The following is a 16,508-nucleotide window of genomic DNA, read 5'->3' as shown; positions in this document are numbered from 1 at the left end:
GATGAGCCAGCCGATCCGCATCCTCTTTATCGACGACGAAGAGCGCATCCTGCGCAGCCTGGCCCTGCAGTTCCGGCGCCAATACGAGGTGTTGACCGAGAGCGATCCGCACCGCGCCCTGGAACGGCTGAAAAGCGAGCCGGTGCATATCATCGTCAGCGACCAGCGCATGCCGCAGATGAGTGGCGCGCAACTGCTGGCGCAGGCCCGAGAGATCGCGCCGGAAACCCTGCGGATTCTGCTCACCGGCTACTCGGATCTGGATGCGGCCGTCGAAGCGCTGAACAGCGGCGGGATTTTCCGTTACCTGACCAAACCCTGGGATCAGCAGGAAATGGCCTTCACCCTGCGCCAGGCCGCCGAAATTGCCGCGCGCCAGGCGCAAGCGCCGGTGACGGCCGCGACCAGCGAAGTGTCTGCGCCGCTGAATGTGCTGCTGTTGGATGAGGATGCCGACACGCTGGCCTGCGTCGACGACTTTTGCCGCGCTGGCGGCCACCGCCTGCTGCGCGCACGCAGCCTGGCCGAAGCCCTGGCGCTGCTGAACCTGGAGCCGGTACAGCTGTTGATCAGCGACCTTAAACTGGCCGGTGAAGACACCGCGCCCTTGCTGAAAAGCCTGGCCCAGGCCCATCCGCGTTTGCTCAGCCTGGTGGTCACGCCGTTCTGCGATACCCAGGCGCTGTTGAAGTTGATCAACGAGGCGCAGATCTTTCGTTACCTGCCCAAACCGATTCGCCGCGGCTTGTTCGAAAAGGGCCTGAAAGCGGCGGCGGAGCAGGCGTCGATCTGGCGGGCAGAGCCTGCGCGGGTGGTGGGTCGGGTGGCTGCAATACCCAAGGATGAGCGCGAGAGCGAGAAGGTGGGGAGTTTGCTCGGCATGTTGGGGCGCCTGCGCGAGCGGCTGACGGCGTAGGTCGCTGTTTGTTGGGTCCCCGCCTGCGCGGGGCCCCAGAGAAACTCGTTGCGATTTAGCTGCGGTAGTAGCGTTGCGGCACGAACGGCGTCTTCGCCACCTTCATCGGCACGCGCTTACCGCGCACAACCGCCCACACGGGGGTATCCAGCGCACTGTGGGCGCTGTGCAGATAACCCATGGCCAGCGGCGCGCCCAGGGTCGGGCCGAAGCCACCGCTGCACACCTGACCGATCAGCGTGCCGTCGGCATCGACGATTTCGCAGCCTTCACGCACCGGCGTGCGCTCCTGCGGCAGCAGACCGACCCGTTTGCTCCCAACGCCGTCTCGCTGTTGCGCGAGGATGCGCTCGGTGCCGGGGAAGCCGCCGGCCCGCGCGCCGCCGGCCCGACGAGCTTTCGAGATGACCCAGGCCAGGCCCGCCTCGATCGGCGTGGTGCTGCTGTTCATGTCATGGCCGTAGAGGCACAGGCCGGCTTCCAGGCGCAGCGAATCGCGCGCACCGAGGCCGATCGGCTGCACTTCCGGTTGCGCCAGCAGGCTGCGCGCCAGCGCTTCGGCGTGCACGGCCGGGACGGAGATCTCGAAGCCGTCTTCGCCGGTGTAGCCGGAGCGGCTGACGAAGCAGTCGATGCCGAGCAGCTTGACGTGGGCGAACTGCATAAAGGTTATCTGCGCGACTTGTGGCGCCAGGCGCGCCAGCACCTCGACCGCGGCCGGGCCCTGGAGGGCGAGCAGGGCGCGGTCGAAGTGTGGTTCGACTTCGCACTGGCCGGCCAGGTTGCGTTGCAGGTGGGCCAGGTCCTCATGTTTGCAGGCCGCGTTGACCACCAGGAACAGGTGGTCGCCGGCATTGGCCACCATCAAGTCGTCGAGGATGCCGCCGTTCTCGTCGGTGAACAGGGCATAGCGCTGCATGCCCACCGGCAGGTCGATGATATCCACCGGCACCAGGGCTTCCAGGGCTTTGGCGGCGCCTTCGCCCCGCAGGATGATCTGGCCCATGTGCGAGACATCGAACAGGCCGGCCTGGTCGCGGCAGTGCTGGTGCTCCTTGAGTACGCCGAGGGGGTACTGCACCGGCATGGAGTAACCGGCGAAGGGCACCATGCGTGCGCCGAGTTCCAGGTGCAGGGCGTCTAGCGGTGTTTTCGCGAGGGTTTCGGTGGACATGCAAATTTCTCCAGTAGGGTGCGCCGTGCGCACCGATGATGAGTGGTTGTGGTGCGCAGGGCGCACCCTACGGAATCAGCATTCGATGATGTTCACGGCCAGGCCGCCACGGGCGGTTTCCTTGTATTTGCTGCTCATGTCGGCGCCGGTCTGGCGCATGGTGCGGATCACCTTGTCGAGCGAGACGTAGTGTTGGCCATCGCCGCGCAGGGCCATGCGGGCGGCGTTGATGGCCTTCACCGAGCCCATGGCGTTGCGTTCGATACAGGGCACCTGCACCAGCCCGCCGATCGGGTCGCAGGTCAGCCCGAGGTTATGCTCCATGCCGATTTCCGCGGCGTTTTCCACCTGTTGCGGGGTGCCGCCGAGCACTTCGCAGAGTGCCCCGGCCGCCATCGAGCAGGCCACGCCGACTTCGCCCTGGCAGCCGACTTCGGCTCCGGAGATCGAGGCGTTTTCCTTGTAGAGAATGCCGATCGCCGCGGCAGTCAGGAGAAAACGCACCACGCCGTCGTCGTTCGCCCCGGGGATGAAGCGCGTGTAGTAGTGCAGAACCGCCGGGACTATGCCAGCGGCGCCATTGGTCGGCGCGGTGACCACCCGGCCGCCGCTGGCGTTTTCCTCGTTGACCGCGAGGGCGTAGAGGTTGACCCAGTCGAGCACACTCAAGGAGTCACGCAGGGCGGCTTCCGGGTGCTGGCAGAGTTGCCGGTGCAGGGCCGCGGCCCGGCGTTTGACCTTGAGCCCGCCGGGCATGATGCCCTCGTTGCGGCAGCCGGCCTCGACGCAGTCCTGCATCACCTGCCAGATCCGCAGCAGGCCGGCCCGGGTTTCCGCTTCCGGGCGCCAGGCGGCCTCGTTGGTGAGCATCAGCTGGCTGAAGGAGATGCCCTGTTCGACACAGTGGGCCAGCAGGTCCTGGCCGCTCTTGAACGGGTAGGTCAGGGGCGTGCGGTCTTCGACGATGCGGTCGGCGCCGGCGGCGGCCTCGTCGACCACGAAACCGCCACCGACCGAGTAGTACTCGCGACTGCGGATCTGCAGGCCGGCCGCATCGAAGGCGCGAAAGATCATGCCGTTGGGATGGAAGGCCAGCGGTTTGCGGATCATCGCCAGGTGTTCTTTCTCGACGAAGCGAATCGGCCGCTCGCCGAGCAGATTGAGCTGGCCGGCACTGCGAATAGCCTCCAGCCGCGCGCCGATGCTGGCGGTGTCCACCGTGTCCGGGTGCTCACCTTCCAGACCGAGCAGTACCGCCTTGTCACTGCCGTGGCCCTTGCCGGTGGCGCCGAGGGAGCCGTACAGCTCGACTTTTACCGTAGTCGTGGCGTTCAGCAGCTCGTCGCGGCGCAGGCCTTCGGCGAAACGCGCGGCGGCGCGCATGGGGCCGACGGTGTGGGAGCTGGACGGGCCGATACCGATCTTGAACAGGTCAAAAACGCTGAGTGACATGGTTATCTCCGATGCTTCGCCGAGCTTCCCCCCTGCGGCTTCTCTTCTGGAGGGAGAGGGGAATACGCGCACAGGCGGGAGCGCCGAGCAGAAGCTCTTAATCAGCATAGACCGGGAAATCGGCGCACAACGCGGCGGCCTGCCGGGCGACTTGTGCCTCGACATCGGCATCGCCGAGGTGATCGAGGATGTCGCAGATCCAGCCCGCCAGCTCGACGCTCTGGGCGACCTTGAAACCACGGCTGGTGATCGCCGGGGTGCCGATGCGCAGGCCCGAGGTGACGAACGGCGATTGCGGGTCGTTCGGCACGGCGTTCTTGTTCACGGTGATCCCGGCACGACCGAGGGCGGCGTCGGCGTCCTTGCCGGTCAGGCCCTGACGGATCAGGCTGACCAGGAACAGGTGATTGTCGGTACCGCCGGAGACCACGTCGTAGCCACGCTCGATAAAGACTTTAGCCATCGCCTGGGCGTTGTCGATCACCTGCTGCTGGTAGGCCTTGAAGCCTGGCTCCAGCGCTTCCTTGAAGCACACGGCCTTGGCCGCGATCACGTGCATCAGCGGGCCGCCCTGGGCGCCGGGGAAGACCGCGGCATTGAGCTTCTTCTCGATCTCCGGGTTCGCCTTGGCCAGGATCAGGCCGCCGCGCGGGCCGCGCAGGGTCTTGTGGGTAGTGGTGGTGACCACATCGGCGAAGGGCAGCGGGTTCGGGTACAGACCGGCAGCCACCAGCCCGGCGACATGGGCCATGTCGACGAACAGATAGGCGCCGACCTTGTCGGCGATGGCGCGAAAGCGCGGGAAATCCAGGGTCTTGGAGTAGGCGGAGAAGCCGGCGACGATCATCTTCGGCTGGTGCTCGACGGCCAGGCGCTCGACTTCGTCGTAGTCGATCAGCCCGGTGGTGGTGTCGATGCCGTACTGCACGGCGTGGTACAGCTTGCCGGAGGAGCTGACCTTGGCGCCGTGGGTGAGGTGGCCGCCGTGGGCCAGGCTCATGCCGAGGATGCAGTCGCCGGCCTGCAGCAGCGCCAGGTAGACCGCGCCGTTGGCTTGCGAGCCGGAGTGCGGCTGGACGTTGGCGTAGTCGGCGCCGAACAGCTGTTTGGCGCGATCGATGGCCAGCTGCTCGACCACATCGACGTGCTCGCAGCCGCCGTAGTAGCGTTTGCCCGGGTAGCCTTCGGCGTACTTGTTGGTCAGCCCGCTGCCCTGGGCTTCCATCACCCGCTGGCTGCAGTAGTTTTCCGAGGCGATCAGCTCGATGTGATGCTCCTGCCGCGCGTCCTCGGCATTCATCGCCGCCAGCAGTTCGTCGTCGTAGCCTTTGATCTGGTCGTGCTTGCTGAACATTGCGCAATCCTCTGTTGTTCTTGTCGGGCGCCCTTTGCCCTTCACGGGCGCGGGGCGCTGTGCGGGAGGTCAGGCCTCCTGGTAGGCCTCGATGGACGGGCAGGCGCAGACCAGGTTGCGGTCGCCGAAGACGTTGTCGACGCGACCGACCGGTGGCCAGTACTTGGCTTCCAGCAGGCTGGCGACCGGGTACACGGCCAGCTCGCGGCTGTACGGGTGGGTCCAGTCGCCCACCAGTTCGGCGGCGGTGTGCGGCGCGTTCTTCAGCGGGTTGTCCTCAGGGTCCAGCTCGCCAGTTTCAACCGCACGGATTTCCTCGCGGATGCGGATCATCGCGTCGCAGAAACGGTCCAGCTCTTCCTTGGCTTCGCTCTCGGTCGGCTCGATCATCAGCGTGCCGGCCACCGGGAAGGACATGGTCGGGGCGTGGAAGCCGAAGTCGATCAGGCGCTTGGCGACGTCGTCGACGCTGATGCCGCTGCTGTCCTTCAGCGGGCGCAAATCCAAGATGCATTCGTGGGCCACCAGGCCGTTGCTGCCGCTGTAGAGCACCGGGAAGTGCTCTTCGAGGCGGCGGGCGATGTAGTTGGCGTTGAGGATCGCCAGCTGCGAGGCACGGCGCAGGCCGGCGCCACCCATCATGCGGATGTACATCCAGGTGATCGGCAGGATGCTGGCACTGCCGAACGGCGCGGCGCTCACCGCGCCTTCCTTGCGCTGCATATGGCCGTGGCCGGGAAGGAAGGGCGCCAGGTGCGCCTTGACACCGATCGGGCCGACGCCCGGACCGCCGCCGCCGTGGGGGATGCAGAAGGTCTTGTGCAGGTTCAGGTGGGAGACGTCGCCGCCGAACTGGCCCGGCGCACAGAGGCCGACCATGGCGTTCATGTTGGCGCCGTCGATGTACACCTGGCCGCCGTTGTCGTGGATGATCGCGCAGATCTCGCGGATGCCTTCCTCGAACACGCCGTGGGTGGACGGGTAGGTGATCATCAGCGCGGCGAGGCGCTCCTGGTGCTCCTCGGCCTTGGCGCGCAGGTCGGCGATATCGACGTTGCCGCGGGCGTCGCAGGCGGTGACCACCACGCGCATGCCGGCCATGTTGGCGGTGGCCGGGTTGGTGCCGTGGGCGGAGGACGGGATCAGGCAGATGTCGCGCTGATCATCGCCGCGACTGTGGTGGTAGGCGCGAATCGCCAGCAGGCCGGCGTATTCGCCCTGGGAGCCGGCGTTGGGCTGCAGCGACACGGCGTCGTAGCCGGTGGCGGCGCAGAGCATGGCTTCCAGCTCGTCGGTGAGCTGCTGGTAGCCCTGGCTCTGCTCGGCCGGGGCGAAGGGGTGCAGGTTGCCGAACTCGGCCCAGGTCACCGGGATCATCTCGCTGGCGGCGTTCAGCTTCATGGTGCAGGAGCCCAGCGGAATCATGCTGCGGTCCAGCGCCAGGTCCTTGTCGGCCAGCTTGCGCAGGTAGCGCATCAGCTCGGTTTCCGAGTGGTAGCGGTTGAATACCGGGTGGCTGAGGATTGCCGATTCACGCAGCAGCGCGGTCGGCAGGCGGCTGGGGATGCTCGCGGCCAGCGCCTCGAAGTCCGGCAGTGCCTGGCCGTCGGCGAACAGCGCCCAGAGCTGCTCGATGTCGACCTGGCTGCTGGTTTCGTCCAGCGACAGGCCGAGGCGGCCAGCGTCCACTTCACGCAGGTTGATGCCCATGGCGCGGGCCTGCTGGTGCAGTTGCGCGGTGTGCGCGCCGGTGGCCAGGGTCAGGCTGTCGAAGAAGTGTTCCTGCTCCACGGCATGGCCGAGCTTGCTCAGGCCCTGGGCGAGGATCGCGGTCAGCTGGTGCACGCGCCGGGCTATGCGGGTCAGGCCCTGCGGGCCGTGGTAGACCGCGTACATGCTGGCGATATTGGCCAGCAGCACCTGCGCGGTGCAGATGTTGCTGGTGGCCTTCTCGCGGCGGATATGCTGCTCACGGGTCTGCATGGCCAGGCGCAGGGCCGGCTGGCCGTGGCGGTCGATGGAGACGCCGACCAGGCGGCCCGGCATGTCGCGCTTGAACGCGTCGCGGGTGGCGAAGTAGGCGGCGTGCGGGCCACCGAAACCGAGCGGCACGCCGAAGCGCTGGGCGCTGCCGATGGCCAGGTCGGCGCCGAATTCGCCGGGCGCAGTGAGCAGGCACAGGGCCAGCAGATCGGCAGCTACGGCGACCAGGGCGTTGGCGGCATGCAGGCGCGCGACCAGGTCGCGGTAGTCGAAGATATCGCCATTGCTCGCCGGGTATTGCAGCAGGGCGCCGAAGTAGGCGCTGGCGTCGGCGATTTCCCGTTCGTCGCCGACCACCACCTCGATCCCCAGCGGCTCGGCACGGGTGCGCAGCACGTCGAGGGTCTGCGGGTGGCAGTGCTTTGATGCGAAGAAGGCGTTGCTGGCCTTGTTCTTCGCCAGGCGCTTGCAGAAGGTCATGGCCTCGGCGGCGGCGGTGCCTTCGTCGAGCAGGGAGGCGTTGGCGATCGGCAGGCCGGTGAGGTCGCTGATCAGGGTCTGGAAGTTCAGCAGGGCCTCCAGGCGGCCCTGGGAAATCTCCGGCTGGTAGGGCGTGTAGGCGGTGTACCAGGCGGGGTTTTCCAGCAGGTTACGCAGGATCGGCGAGGGCGTGTGGGTGCCGTAGTAGCCCTGGCCGATGTAGGTCTTGCACAGCTGGTTCTTGCTGGCGATGGCCTTGATCGCGGCGAGGGCGTCGGCCTCGCTCTGGCCGGCGCCCATCTCGAGCACGCTGGTGCCCTTGATGCTGTCGGGGATGACGCTGGCGCTCAGGGCCTCGAGGTCGGCGTAGCCGAGCAGGTCGAGCATGGCCTGGACCTCGGCGTCACGCGGGCCGATATGGCGGGCGATGAATTCGTTGGCGGTGCCGAGGAAAGGGGGCTTGATGGGCATGGTCGGTCCTCAGCCGTTGGCTTTGATGAGTGCTTCATAGCCGGCCTGGTCGAGCAGCTCGGCCAGCTGGCCGGCGTCGGTCGGGCGCATGCGGAAGAACCAGCCGGAGCCGAGAGCGTCCTCGTTGACCAGCTCGGGGGCATCTTCCAGTGCCCGATTCACTTCGACCACTTCGCCGTCCAGCGGCATGGCGATGTTGCTGGCGGCTTTCACCGACTCCAGTACCGCGACTTCCGCGCCGGCGCTGTGAGCGCCGAGCTCCGGCAACTGCACGAAGACCACGTCGCCCAGGGCTTCCTGGGCGAAGGGGGTGATGCCGACTGTGACCAGACCATCATTCTCCAGACGCAGCCATTCGTGATCGACGGTAAAACGCAATTCGCTCATGTGAACTCCTCAACGGGTATGACTCGCCCGGTTCTTGTGCCAGACGATGATTCCGGTGCTCGTGCCAGGCAGCGAGCGGGACTGGGGAAGCCAAGAGCAAAGGCAATGCCACTTATATAAATTCTTGTAAAATCATATAGTTAATATTATCCGCGAGAATTTTTCGGAGAGCGGCTGTAGTGAAATCATTACAGCTATGGCGCAGATTGAACCGTGAGAGTCGTAAACATCAGGTGAGATGCGGGTCAGGGTACTTTGTATTGAAATCGCTACGATGTAGTGATTTCGCTACGGATGGGGCGGTGTGGGGGATTCTTCCCTAGGATGTGCTGCGCTTCCCGCATCCGGGGCGCAAGCTCAGCGCTGTGGGGGCTGCGCTGTTCGACGGGGTTTTCGGCAAGCGCCGGCGCGGACGGTGGCGATCGCTTCGCCTGCGACGCCGATCAGCTCTTGCCCGGAATGCCGTATTTGCGCAGCCGGTTGGCGATGGCGCTGTGGGAGGTCTGCAGGCGGGCGGCCAGTTGCCGGCTGGAGGGGTAACTGCGGTAGAGCTTGGCCAGCAGCTCCTTCTCGAAGCCTTCGACTGCCTCCTCCAGGCTGCCGACCTCGCCGTCTGCCTGGTGCGCTATGGCGGTGCCGGCGATGTCCAGGTCGCCGATTTCCACCAGGGGATTCTCGCAGATGGCGGCGGCGCGGAAGATCACGTTCTGCAGCTGGCGCACGTTGCCCGGCCAGCGGTTGCCGAGCAACGCCGGGTAGGTGCCCGGGGCTAGGCGGCAGGGCGGACGCTGGATCTGAGTACAGGCCTGCTGCATGAAGAAGCGCGCCAGCAGCAGGATGTCCTGGCCACGTTCGCGCAGCGGCGGGACTTCCAGGTTCAGCACATTCAGGCGGTAGAACAGGTCTTCGCGGAAGCTGCCTTCGCCGACCATCCTCTCCAGGTCGCGGTGGGTGGCGCTGAGGATGCGCACGTCGACCTTCATTTCGCGGTCGCCGCCGACCCGGCGGAAGCTGCCATCGCTGAGAAAGCGCAGCAGCTTGGCTTGCAGGTAGGGCGACATCTCGCCGATCTCGTCGAGGAACACAGTGCCCTGGTTGGCCAGCTCCAGCAGGCCGGGTTTGCCGCCGCGCTGGGCGCCGGTGAAGGCGCCGGGGGCGTAGCCGAACAGTTCGCTCTCGGCGAGGTTCTCAGGCAAGGCCGCGCAGTTCAGGGCCAGGAAGGGTGCATTGCGGCGTGGGCTGAGGGCGTGACAGGCGCGGGCCACCAGCTCCTTGCCGGTGCCGGTTTCACCCTGGATCAGCAGTGGCGCGTCGAGGGTGGCGATGCGTTGGGCGCGGGCTTTCAGGGTGCGCACCGGCGGTGAATCGCCGAGCAACGAATCGAAGCCTTCGGCGTGATCATGGTGCAGGGCCGCCAGGCGTTCGCCGATGCGGTTCGGTACATAGAGGGTCAGCAGGCCGCCGGCCAGTGGTTGGTTGCCCTCTCCAGCCTTTTCGCCCGTTTCGCTGATCGGCATGGCATCGAGCAACAGCGCTTGGCCTTTGAGCGAGACCTCGCGCATCGGCAGGCGAAAACCGTGCTCGATCAGCGTGCGTTGCAGGGTCGGATCGTCGAACAGCGCGGCCAGCGGCTCACCGGCCGGTTCGCGGCCACACAGGGCGATCAACGCCGGATTGGCCAGCAGCACGTGGCCGGAGCCGTCCACCGCCAGCACCGGGTCGGCCATGGCCGCCAGCAGCGCGTCGAGTTGCAGGCGCCGCCGTTGGCCGGGGAGGATGTCCACCACATGCACGTCCTGCACGCCCTGCAGACGCAATAAGGCGTCGCGCAGCTCTTCCAGCACGCCGGGGCTGAGCGTCGGCGCGTCGATATAGACGTTGGGCGGGATCATCTCCACCGCGTCCAGATTGAGGTTGCGCCCGCCGAGCAGGGCGAGCACTTCCTGGGTGATACCGACGCGGTCGATAAAGGTGACGTGAATGCGCATGCGGGGAAACTGAACACCGAGTGATAGGCGGAAATTTAGGCCAGTATGCCCGCTCCGACCCAGGCTTGGCCAAGCCGGCGTGCGCAGTCGAGCCGCTGGCCCGCCATTCCCGCCAGCCACGCCAGCCACGCCACCCAGGCGGAGGCGGGAGGCGGGCGCTTGCGCTACAATGCGCGCCGATTTCGACTTGCCTGAGAGCCCGACCATGCCCGCCTGCCAGACTCCTATCATCGTCGCCCTGGATTTCCCCACCCGCGAAGCCGCGTTGCAGCTGGCCGATCAGCTGGACCCACGGCTGTGCCGGGTCAAGGTCGGCAAGGAGCTGTTCACCAGTTGCGGCTCGGACATAGTCACGACCTTGCGCGACAAGGGTTTCGACGTATTCCTCGACCTGAAATTCCACGACATCCCGAATACCACGGCGATGGCGGTGAAGGCGGCGGCGGAGATGGGCGTGTGGATGGTCAACGTGCACTGCTCCGGTGGCTTGCGGATGATGGCCGCGTGCCGGGAAACCCTGGATAAGCTCACTGGGCCGAAGCCGCTGCTGATCGGCGTCACCGTGCTGACCAGCATGGAGCGCGAGGATCTGGCCGGCATCGGCCTGGATATCGAGCCGCAGGAGCAGGTGCTGCGTTTGGCCGGTCTGGCGGCCAAAGCCGGACTCGATGGCCTGGTGTGTTCGGCCCAGGAGGCGCAGGCGCTGAAAGCCGCGTACCCGGGGCTGCAACTGGTCACTCCGGGGATTCGGCCCGCCGGCAGTGCGCAAGACGACCAGCGCCGCATCCTCACGCCCCGTCAGGCGCTGGAGGCCGGCTCCGACTATCTGGTGATCGGCCGCCCCATCAGCCAAGCCGCCAACCCGGCACAGGCCTTGGCGACAGTGGTCGCGGAGCTGGCGTAAGCCTGGCGCTGGGCTCCCGCGTCGGCGGGAGCCACGCTGCAACAGCGCCTGTCATCAATCCTACATAAAGATTTAATTCCTCCGTCACGGAACTCAGGCAGTTTTGCAAGCCAGTGTTTTCTTGAGCAGGAGTTGCTATGTCTTTTATCAAACCGCGTTTCATCAAACCCGTATCCATCGCATTGCTCGCCGCCGCAATCGCCGCGTGCAGTACCAATACGCCCACCGCTGCGACTGCTAGCAAGCCAGCGAGTAGCAAAGCCGTGGACGTGGTGCAGAACAATACGGATTGGTACCAGGTTCGTACGGAAACTGAGTTGTACCTGTTCGATGATTACGCGGTGTTCAGCCAGTTCCTGCAAACCGGCAAAGCGCCCTACACCAAGGCGCTGGACAAGAAAGATAACTTCGACCGCAGCATTGTTTTGGCGTTGGCCGCCGAAGATCAAAGCAAAAGCCTGGATGCCGTTGCCGCCAGTCGCTTGTGGAATGTCAGTATGGCCCCGGCCTACCCCTTCTATGGCGAGATTCGCGAAGAACAGGTGATCTATGTGTTCAGCCGTTACGGTGACATGGTCGACATGGCCAAGATTGGCGAGCCCACCTTTAGCTATGTAGAAGTCGGCGGTGGGCCTAAAGGCGAACGTATCGTTTACGTCTTGGCCAAGGAAGAGAAGAAGCCCGAGGCGGCGATCAAGGCGTTTCACGCCAAATACAAGTAATCGGGCTGTAAGGCTCCGGTTGAATAAAAAAGGGCAGTCTCTCGCAGACTGCCCTTTTTGTTTGCCGCGCGGGTTTAGCTGACTTTCAACACCAGCTTGCCGAAGTTCTCCCCGCTGAACAGCTTCAACAGGGTTTCCGGGAAGGTTTGCAGGCCTTCGACTATGTCTTCCTTGCTCTTCAGTTGGCCGCTGGCCATCCAGCCGCCCATCTCTTTCGCCGCGTCGGCGAATTGTGCTGCGTAGTCCATCACCACGAAGCCTTCCATCCGTGCGCGGTTGACCAGCAGCGAGAGGTAGTTGGCCGGGCCTTTCACCGCTTCCTTGTTGTTGTACTGGCTGATGGCCCCGCAGATGACGATGCGGGCTTTGGGGGCGATGCGGGTCAGCACGGCGTCGAGGATGTCGCCGCCGACGTTATCGAAATACACATCGACACCTTTCGGGCACTCGCGCTTGAGGCCGGCGTGGAGGTCTTCGTTCTTGTAGTCGATGACGCCGTCGAAGCCGAGTTCGTCGATCAGCAGTTTGCATTTCTCCGTCCCACCGGCGATGCCGATCACCCGGCAGCCTTTGATCTTGGCGATCTGCCCGACCACGCTGCCGACCGCGCCGGCGGCGCCGGAAATCACCACGGTGTCACCGGCTTTCGGCTGGCCGACGTCGAGCAGGGCGAAGTAGGCGGTCATGCCGGTCATGCCCAGGGCCGAGAGGTACAGCGGCAGCGGGGCGCGGCTGGAGTCGACGGTATAGAAGCCTCTCGGCTCACCGAGGAAGTAGTCCTGCACGCCCAGGGCGCCGTTGACGTAGTCGCCAACCGCGAAGTTCGGGTGCTGCGAGGCGATGACTTTGCCGACGCCCAGCGCGCGCATCACTTCGCCGATAGCGACCGGCGGGATATACGACTTGGCATCGTTCATCCAGCCGCGCATGGCCGGATCGAGGGACAGGTATTCGTTCTTGACCAGAATTTGCCCGGGGCCAGGCTCGCCCAGCGGGTTTTCCACATAGCTGAAGGTTTCGCGGCTCGGCAGACCGACTGGGCGCTGTGCGAGGAGGAACTGACGGTTGAGCTGGACAGGCATGGCAGGCACTCAATGGCGGGAAAGCCTCGGTGATAAACCTCTGCGGGCCATCGAGCAAGGCTTGGCGAGTTGCGGAATGGGGCTTTATCCATCTGGATGATGAAGTGGCCCGAGGCTTTATCATTTTTTTGGATAAGCTCATAGCGCGGCTCGTAATAGTGCTGCCACGTCATTCTTCGGCGTGGCTAGACTGAGCGCCAATCGACTCCCATTGCTTCAGAGGACTGATAGATGAGCATGACCTTCTCCGGCCAGGTTGCCCTGGTAACTGGCGGTGCCGCCGGTATTGGCCGCGCTAGTGCACAGGCTTTCGCAGCCGAAGGCCTCAAAGTAGTGATTTCCGATGTCGATGCCGCGGGCGGCGAAGGCACGGTTGCATTGATCCGCGCAGCCGGTGGTGAAGCGACCTTTATCCGCTGTGACGTGACCAAGGACGCGGAGGTCAAGGCGCTGATGGACGGCGTAGTCGCGGCCTACGGTCGCCTGGACTATGCCTTCAACAACGCCGGCATCGAGATCGAGAAGGGCCGGCTTTCTGAGGGCAGCGAGGCGGAGTTCGACGCGATCATGGGCGTCAACGTCAAGGGCGTGTGGCTGTGCATGAAGTACCAACTGCCGCTGCTGTTGGCCCAGGGTGGCGGTGCCATAGTCAACACCGCGTCGGTCGCCGGCCTTGGCGCGGCACCGAAGATGAGCATCTACAGCGCCTCCAAGCATGCGGTGATCGGCCTGACCAAATCCGCCGCCGTCGAGTACGCGAAGAAGAAAATCCGCGTCAACGCGGTGTGCCCGGCGGTGATCGACACCGACATGTTCCGGCGCGCCTATGAGGCCGACCCGAAGAAGGGCGAGTTCGCGGCGGCCATGCACCCGGTTGGGCGCATCGGTAAGGTCGAGGAAATCGCCGCGGCGGTGCTGTACCTGTGCTGCGACGGTGCGGCCTTCACCACCGGCCATGCGCTGGCGGTGGATGGCGGGGCTACGGCGATCTGACGCGCGGCCAGGGCTTGGTTCTTTGTGCCTGAGTCGCTCAGTCCTTGCCCCAATTCAGGATCAGTAGCGTCAGCACGCCGGCGACTATGCCCCAGAACGCCGAACCGATGGAGAACAGGCTGAAGCCCGAGGCGGTGACCATAAAGGTGACCAGCGCCGCTTCGCGCTCCTTCGCCTCGCTCATGGCATTGGTCAGACCGTTGATGATCGAGCCGAACAGCGCCAGCGCCGCAATCGACAGCACCAACTCCTTGGGCAGCGCCGCGAAGAGCGCCGCCAGGGTGGCGCCGAAGATCCCGGCGATACCGTAGAAGATCCCGCACCAGACTGCGGCGGTGTAGCGCTTGCGGCGATCTTCATGGGCGTGCGGGCCGGTGCAGATCGCGGCACTGATCGCCGCCAGGTTTATCCCGTGGGAGCCGAATGGCGCCAGCAGCAACGAGGCGATACCGGTCACCGTGATCAAAGGCGAGGCGGGCAGCCAATAACCGTCGGCACGCAGCACGGCGATGCCGGGCATGTTCTGCGAGGTCATCGCCACCACGAATAGCGGAATGCCGATGCTGATGGTGGCCGCCAGGGAGAACGACGGCGTGGTCCAAACCGGGGTGGCCATTTCCAGGCTGAAGCCGCTGAAATCCAGCAGGCCCAGGGCGCCGGACAGTGCGGTGCCGACCAGCAAGGCGGCGAGTACGGCGTAGCGCGGCTGCAGCCGTTTGATCAGTAGATAGGTGAAGAACATGCCGAGCACCAGGCCGGTGCGATGCTGCGCGGCGACGAAAATCTCGCTGCCGATCTTGAACAGGATGCCGGCCAGCAAGGCCGCGGCCAGCGAGGCGGGCAGGCGCTTCACCAGGCGCTCGAAGCTACCGGTCAGGCCGCAGAGGGTCACCAGCAGCGCGCAGGTGATGTAGGCGCCGATCGCCTCGCCGTAGCTCACGCCGGACAGGCTGGTGATCAGCAGCGCCGCGCCGGGGGTCGACCAGGCCACGGTGACCGGCGTGCGATAGCGCAACGACAGGCCGATGCTGCAGATCGCCATGCCAATCGACAGCGCCCAGATCCATGAGGAGATTTGCCCGGTGGTCAGCCCGGCGGCCTGGCCAGCCTGGAACATCAGCACCAGCGAGCTGGTATAGCCGGTCATCATCGCAATAAAGCCCGCTACCACGGCCGAGGGCGAGGAGTCGGCCAGCGGGCGCAGCGGTGCAGGATTTGCCCGGGAGTCAGAGGCTTCGGTCATTGCAGGGTTCCTGGCGTCGCTCACTTAAAAGTCTCCGAGAATAGGATAGAGCGAGACGACCAGCAGCAGCGCCATGCCGACATTGAAGCCGCGCAGCACCCGCGGATTGCTCAGCCAGTTGCGCAGCAGGCTGCCGGCGACGGTCCACAAGCCGACGCTGGGGCAATTGACCAAGGCAAACAACCCGGCGACCAGCAGCACGTTAACCAGGAAGTTTTCTTGCGGCGTATAGGTGGTGATCGCGCCGATGGCCATCACCCAGGCCTTGGGGTTGATCCACTGAAAGGCGGCCGCCTGGAGAAAGGTAAAGGGTTTGCCGTGTTCTGTGCCGCCAGTGTCCGGTGCACCGGAGCGGGAGATTTTCCAGGCGAGGTACAGCAGGTACGCGGCGCCGGCATAGCGCAGCACGGTGTAGAGCAGCGGCACTTGCTCGAACAGCTGGCCCAGGCCAAAGCCGACGGCCATCACCAGCAGCATAAAGCCCAGGCTGATCCCGAACATGTGCGGGAGGCTGCGGCGCAGGCCGAAGTTCACGCTGGAGGCGAGCAACATCATATTGTTCGGCCCGGGCGTCACCGAGGTGACGAAGGCAAAGGCGATAAAGGCGATCAGCAGTTCCGGGCTCATGGTGGCTCTCTCCAGCGACAGCGCTCAGCCTAAGCGCGGCGGTGGACGGCGTCCCGATACAGCGGTTGGCGCAATTAGCCATACAGTTGCTCGGGATCGGCTCTAGTCGGTTAACTGTTTGAGCCTGGTGCGCTCGATTTTGCCGATGGGCTGACCGGCTGGGATTGCCCGCGGGGGTGAGCATGGGAGCTCTGCCGGAGCTGGCTCGGCTTATCGAGAGTGTGGCGAGGTGGTGTTGCGATTAGTCTTCAGCGCCGCCCGGCTGGCGGGTGCGACCGAGTGCCTGGTTGACTGCCAGCCAGCCGTTGACCGCGGCTTCGCCGGCCTCATTGAACACCCGTTGCAGCAGCTTGGCCTGTTCGCGGCGCAGGGCCAGTTCCAGCTTGGCGCCCTCGCTGGTAAATCCGAGCAGGCGTTTACGTTTGTCATCCTCGGCGGTCATGCTCTGCACCAGGTGCATTTCCATCAGTTGCCGCAGCGGGATGTTCAGCGCCTGCTTGCTGACCCCGAGCGCGGCGAGCAGCTCTTTCATGCTCAGGCCTGGATGGCGGGCGATGAAAAACAGGATGCGGTGGTGTACCCGGCTCAATCCACGGCGCGCCAGCATTTCGTCGGCTTTGGCGGTGAACGCCTGATAGCCGAAGAAGAAGGCCTCCATGGCGGCCTGCTGAGTGGTTGTGCTTTTTAGGTTAAACATTCAGGTCAAGCATATTGACGTATCTACCCGGGGCG

At 65.1% G+C, this 16,508-nt stretch carries 14 protein-coding genes; 4 read left to right on the top strand and 10 right to left on the bottom strand.

From position 1 onward, the window contains the following. Position 1 precedes the first annotated feature (1 nt). Positions 2-916: a response regulator gene (locus FFS13_RS03935; RefSeq protein ID WP_137817811.1), complete on the top strand. Its 915-nt coding sequence runs from the start codon at positions 2-4 to the stop codon at positions 914-916. A gap of 55 nt (positions 917-971) precedes the next feature. Here the strand turns inward: FFS13_RS03935 and gcvT are convergent, their stop codons facing one another. From gcvT to FFS13_RS03905, 6 genes are all read right to left on the bottom strand, one after another. Continuing rightward, a complete protein-coding gene (gene gcvT / locus FFS13_RS03930; RefSeq protein WP_137817810.1) occupies positions 972-2,090 on the bottom strand; it encodes a glycine cleavage system aminomethyltransferase GcvT in 1,119 nt (372 codons plus the stop codon). Positions 2,091-2,165: 75 nt separating this feature from the next. Then, complete coding sequence (locus FFS13_RS03925; protein ID WP_137817809.1) at positions 2,166-3,542, bottom strand: L-serine ammonia-lyase; 1,377 nt, start codon at positions 3,540-3,542, stop codon at positions 2,166-2,168. Positions 3,543-3,639: 97 nt separating this feature from the next. Beyond that, on the bottom strand, positions 3,640-4,896 hold the full coding sequence (gene glyA / locus FFS13_RS03920; RefSeq protein WP_137817808.1) for a serine hydroxymethyltransferase: 1,257 nt from the start codon (positions 4,894-4,896) through the stop codon (positions 3,640-3,642). A gap of 69 nt (positions 4,897-4,965) precedes the next feature. Next, a complete protein-coding gene (gene gcvP / locus FFS13_RS03915; protein WP_137817807.1) occupies positions 4,966-7,830 on the bottom strand; it encodes an aminomethyl-transferring glycine dehydrogenase in 2,865 nt (954 codons plus the stop codon). A 9-nt stretch (positions 7,831-7,839) separates the two neighbouring features. Beyond that, positions 7,840-8,217, bottom strand: a complete 378-nt coding sequence (gcvH, locus tag FFS13_RS03910) for a glycine cleavage system protein GcvH (RefSeq protein ID WP_137817806.1) — start codon at positions 8,215-8,217, stop codon at positions 7,840-7,842. 443 nt (positions 8,218-8,660) lie between these two features. Beyond that, entirely contained in the window at positions 8,661-10,205 is a 1,545-nt protein-coding gene (locus tag FFS13_RS03905; RefSeq protein WP_137817805.1) for a sigma-54-dependent transcriptional regulator, read from the bottom strand. Between the two features lie 205 nt (positions 10,206-10,410). Between FFS13_RS03905 and pyrF the strand changes: the two genes are divergently transcribed. Continuing rightward, positions 10,411-11,109 carry an orotidine-5'-phosphate decarboxylase gene (gene pyrF / locus FFS13_RS03900; protein WP_171006414.1) on the top strand — a complete coding sequence of 233 codons (699 nt, stop codon included), beginning with the start codon at positions 10,411-10,413 and terminating at the stop codon, positions 11,107-11,109. A gap of 137 nt (positions 11,110-11,246) precedes the next feature. Then, complete coding sequence (locus FFS13_RS03895; protein ID WP_137817803.1) at positions 11,247-11,831, top strand: hypothetical protein; 585 nt, start codon at positions 11,247-11,249, stop codon at positions 11,829-11,831. Positions 11,832-11,905: 74 nt separating this feature from the next. On the opposite strand, the gene FFS13_RS03890 is transcribed toward FFS13_RS03895, so the two are convergent. Next, positions 11,906-12,913, bottom strand: a complete 1,008-nt coding sequence (locus FFS13_RS03890) for an NADP-dependent oxidoreductase (protein ID WP_137817802.1) — start codon at positions 12,911-12,913, stop codon at positions 11,906-11,908. A gap of 231 nt (positions 12,914-13,144) precedes the next feature. Between FFS13_RS03890 and FFS13_RS03885 the strand changes: the two genes are divergently transcribed. Continuing rightward, entirely contained in the window at positions 13,145-13,906 is a 762-nt protein-coding gene (locus FFS13_RS03885) for an SDR family oxidoreductase (RefSeq protein WP_137817801.1), read from the top strand. 37 nt (positions 13,907-13,943) lie between these two features. Here FFS13_RS03885 and FFS13_RS03880 read toward each other — a convergent pair whose 3' ends face one another. From FFS13_RS03880 to FFS13_RS03870, 3 genes are all read right to left on the bottom strand, one after another. Then, entirely contained in the window at positions 13,944-15,149 is a 1,206-nt protein-coding gene (locus FFS13_RS03880; protein ID WP_137817800.1) for a benzoate/H(+) symporter BenE family transporter, read from the bottom strand. Between the two features lie 24 nt (positions 15,150-15,173). Further along, on the bottom strand, positions 15,174-15,776 hold the full coding sequence (locus tag FFS13_RS03875) for a LysE family translocator (protein ID WP_137817799.1): 603 nt from the start codon (positions 15,774-15,776) through the stop codon (positions 15,174-15,176). A 241-nt stretch (positions 15,777-16,017) separates the two neighbouring features. Then, a complete protein-coding gene (locus tag FFS13_RS03870; RefSeq protein WP_137817798.1) occupies positions 16,018-16,473 on the bottom strand; it encodes a MarR family winged helix-turn-helix transcriptional regulator in 456 nt (151 codons plus the stop codon). Positions 16,474-16,508 lie beyond the last annotated feature (35 nt).

It is taken from the genome of Pseudomonas sp. 2FG (assembly GCF_005502935.1).
Taxonomy (GTDB): Bacteria; Pseudomonadota; Gammaproteobacteria; order Pseudomonadales; family Pseudomonadaceae; genus Aquipseudomonas.
This window is presented reverse-complemented; position numbering and strand designations above follow the sequence as displayed.

Bases quoted from the DNA above. Each gene is read 5' to 3' on its own strand.
- FFS13_RS03935 (WP_137817811.1), top strand. From the start codon at position 2: ATGAGCCAGCCGATCCGCATCCTCTTTATCGACGACGAAGAGCGCATC.
- gcvT (WP_137817810.1), bottom strand. From the start codon at position 2,090: ATGTCCACCGAAACCCTCGCGAAAACACCGCTAGACGCCCTGCACCTG.
- FFS13_RS03925 (WP_137817809.1), bottom strand. From the start codon at position 3,542: ATGTCACTCAGCGTTTTTGACCTGTTCAAGATCGGTATCGGCCCGTCC.
- glyA (WP_137817808.1), bottom strand. From the start codon at position 4,896: ATGTTCAGCAAGCACGACCAGATCAAAGGCTACGACGACGAACTGCTG.
- gcvP (WP_137817807.1), bottom strand. From the start codon at position 7,830: ATGCCCATCAAGCCCCCTTTCCTCGGCACCGCCAACGAATTCATCGCC.
- gcvH (WP_137817806.1), bottom strand. From the start codon at position 8,217: ATGAGCGAATTGCGTTTTACCGTCGATCACGAATGGCTGCGTCTGGAG.
- FFS13_RS03905 (WP_137817805.1), bottom strand. From the start codon at position 10,205: ATGCGCATTCACGTCACCTTTATCGACCGCGTCGGTATCACCCAGGAA.
- pyrF (WP_171006414.1), top strand. From the start codon at position 10,411: ATGCCCGCCTGCCAGACTCCTATCATCGTCGCCCTGGATTTCCCCACC.
- FFS13_RS03895 (WP_137817803.1), top strand. From the start codon at position 11,247: ATGTCTTTTATCAAACCGCGTTTCATCAAACCCGTATCCATCGCATTG.
- FFS13_RS03890 (WP_137817802.1), bottom strand. From the start codon at position 12,913: ATGCCTGTCCAGCTCAACCGTCAGTTCCTCCTCGCACAGCGCCCAGTC.
- FFS13_RS03885 (WP_137817801.1), top strand. From the start codon at position 13,145: ATGAGCATGACCTTCTCCGGCCAGGTTGCCCTGGTAACTGGCGGTGCC.
- FFS13_RS03880 (WP_137817800.1), bottom strand. From the start codon at position 15,149: ATGACCGAAGCCTCTGACTCCCGGGCAAATCCTGCACCGCTGCGCCCG.
- FFS13_RS03875 (WP_137817799.1), bottom strand. From the start codon at position 15,776: ATGAGCCCGGAACTGCTGATCGCCTTTATCGCCTTTGCCTTCGTCACC.
- FFS13_RS03870 (WP_137817798.1), bottom strand. From the start codon at position 16,473: ATGTTTAACCTAAAAAGCACAACCACTCAGCAGGCCGCCATGGAGGCC.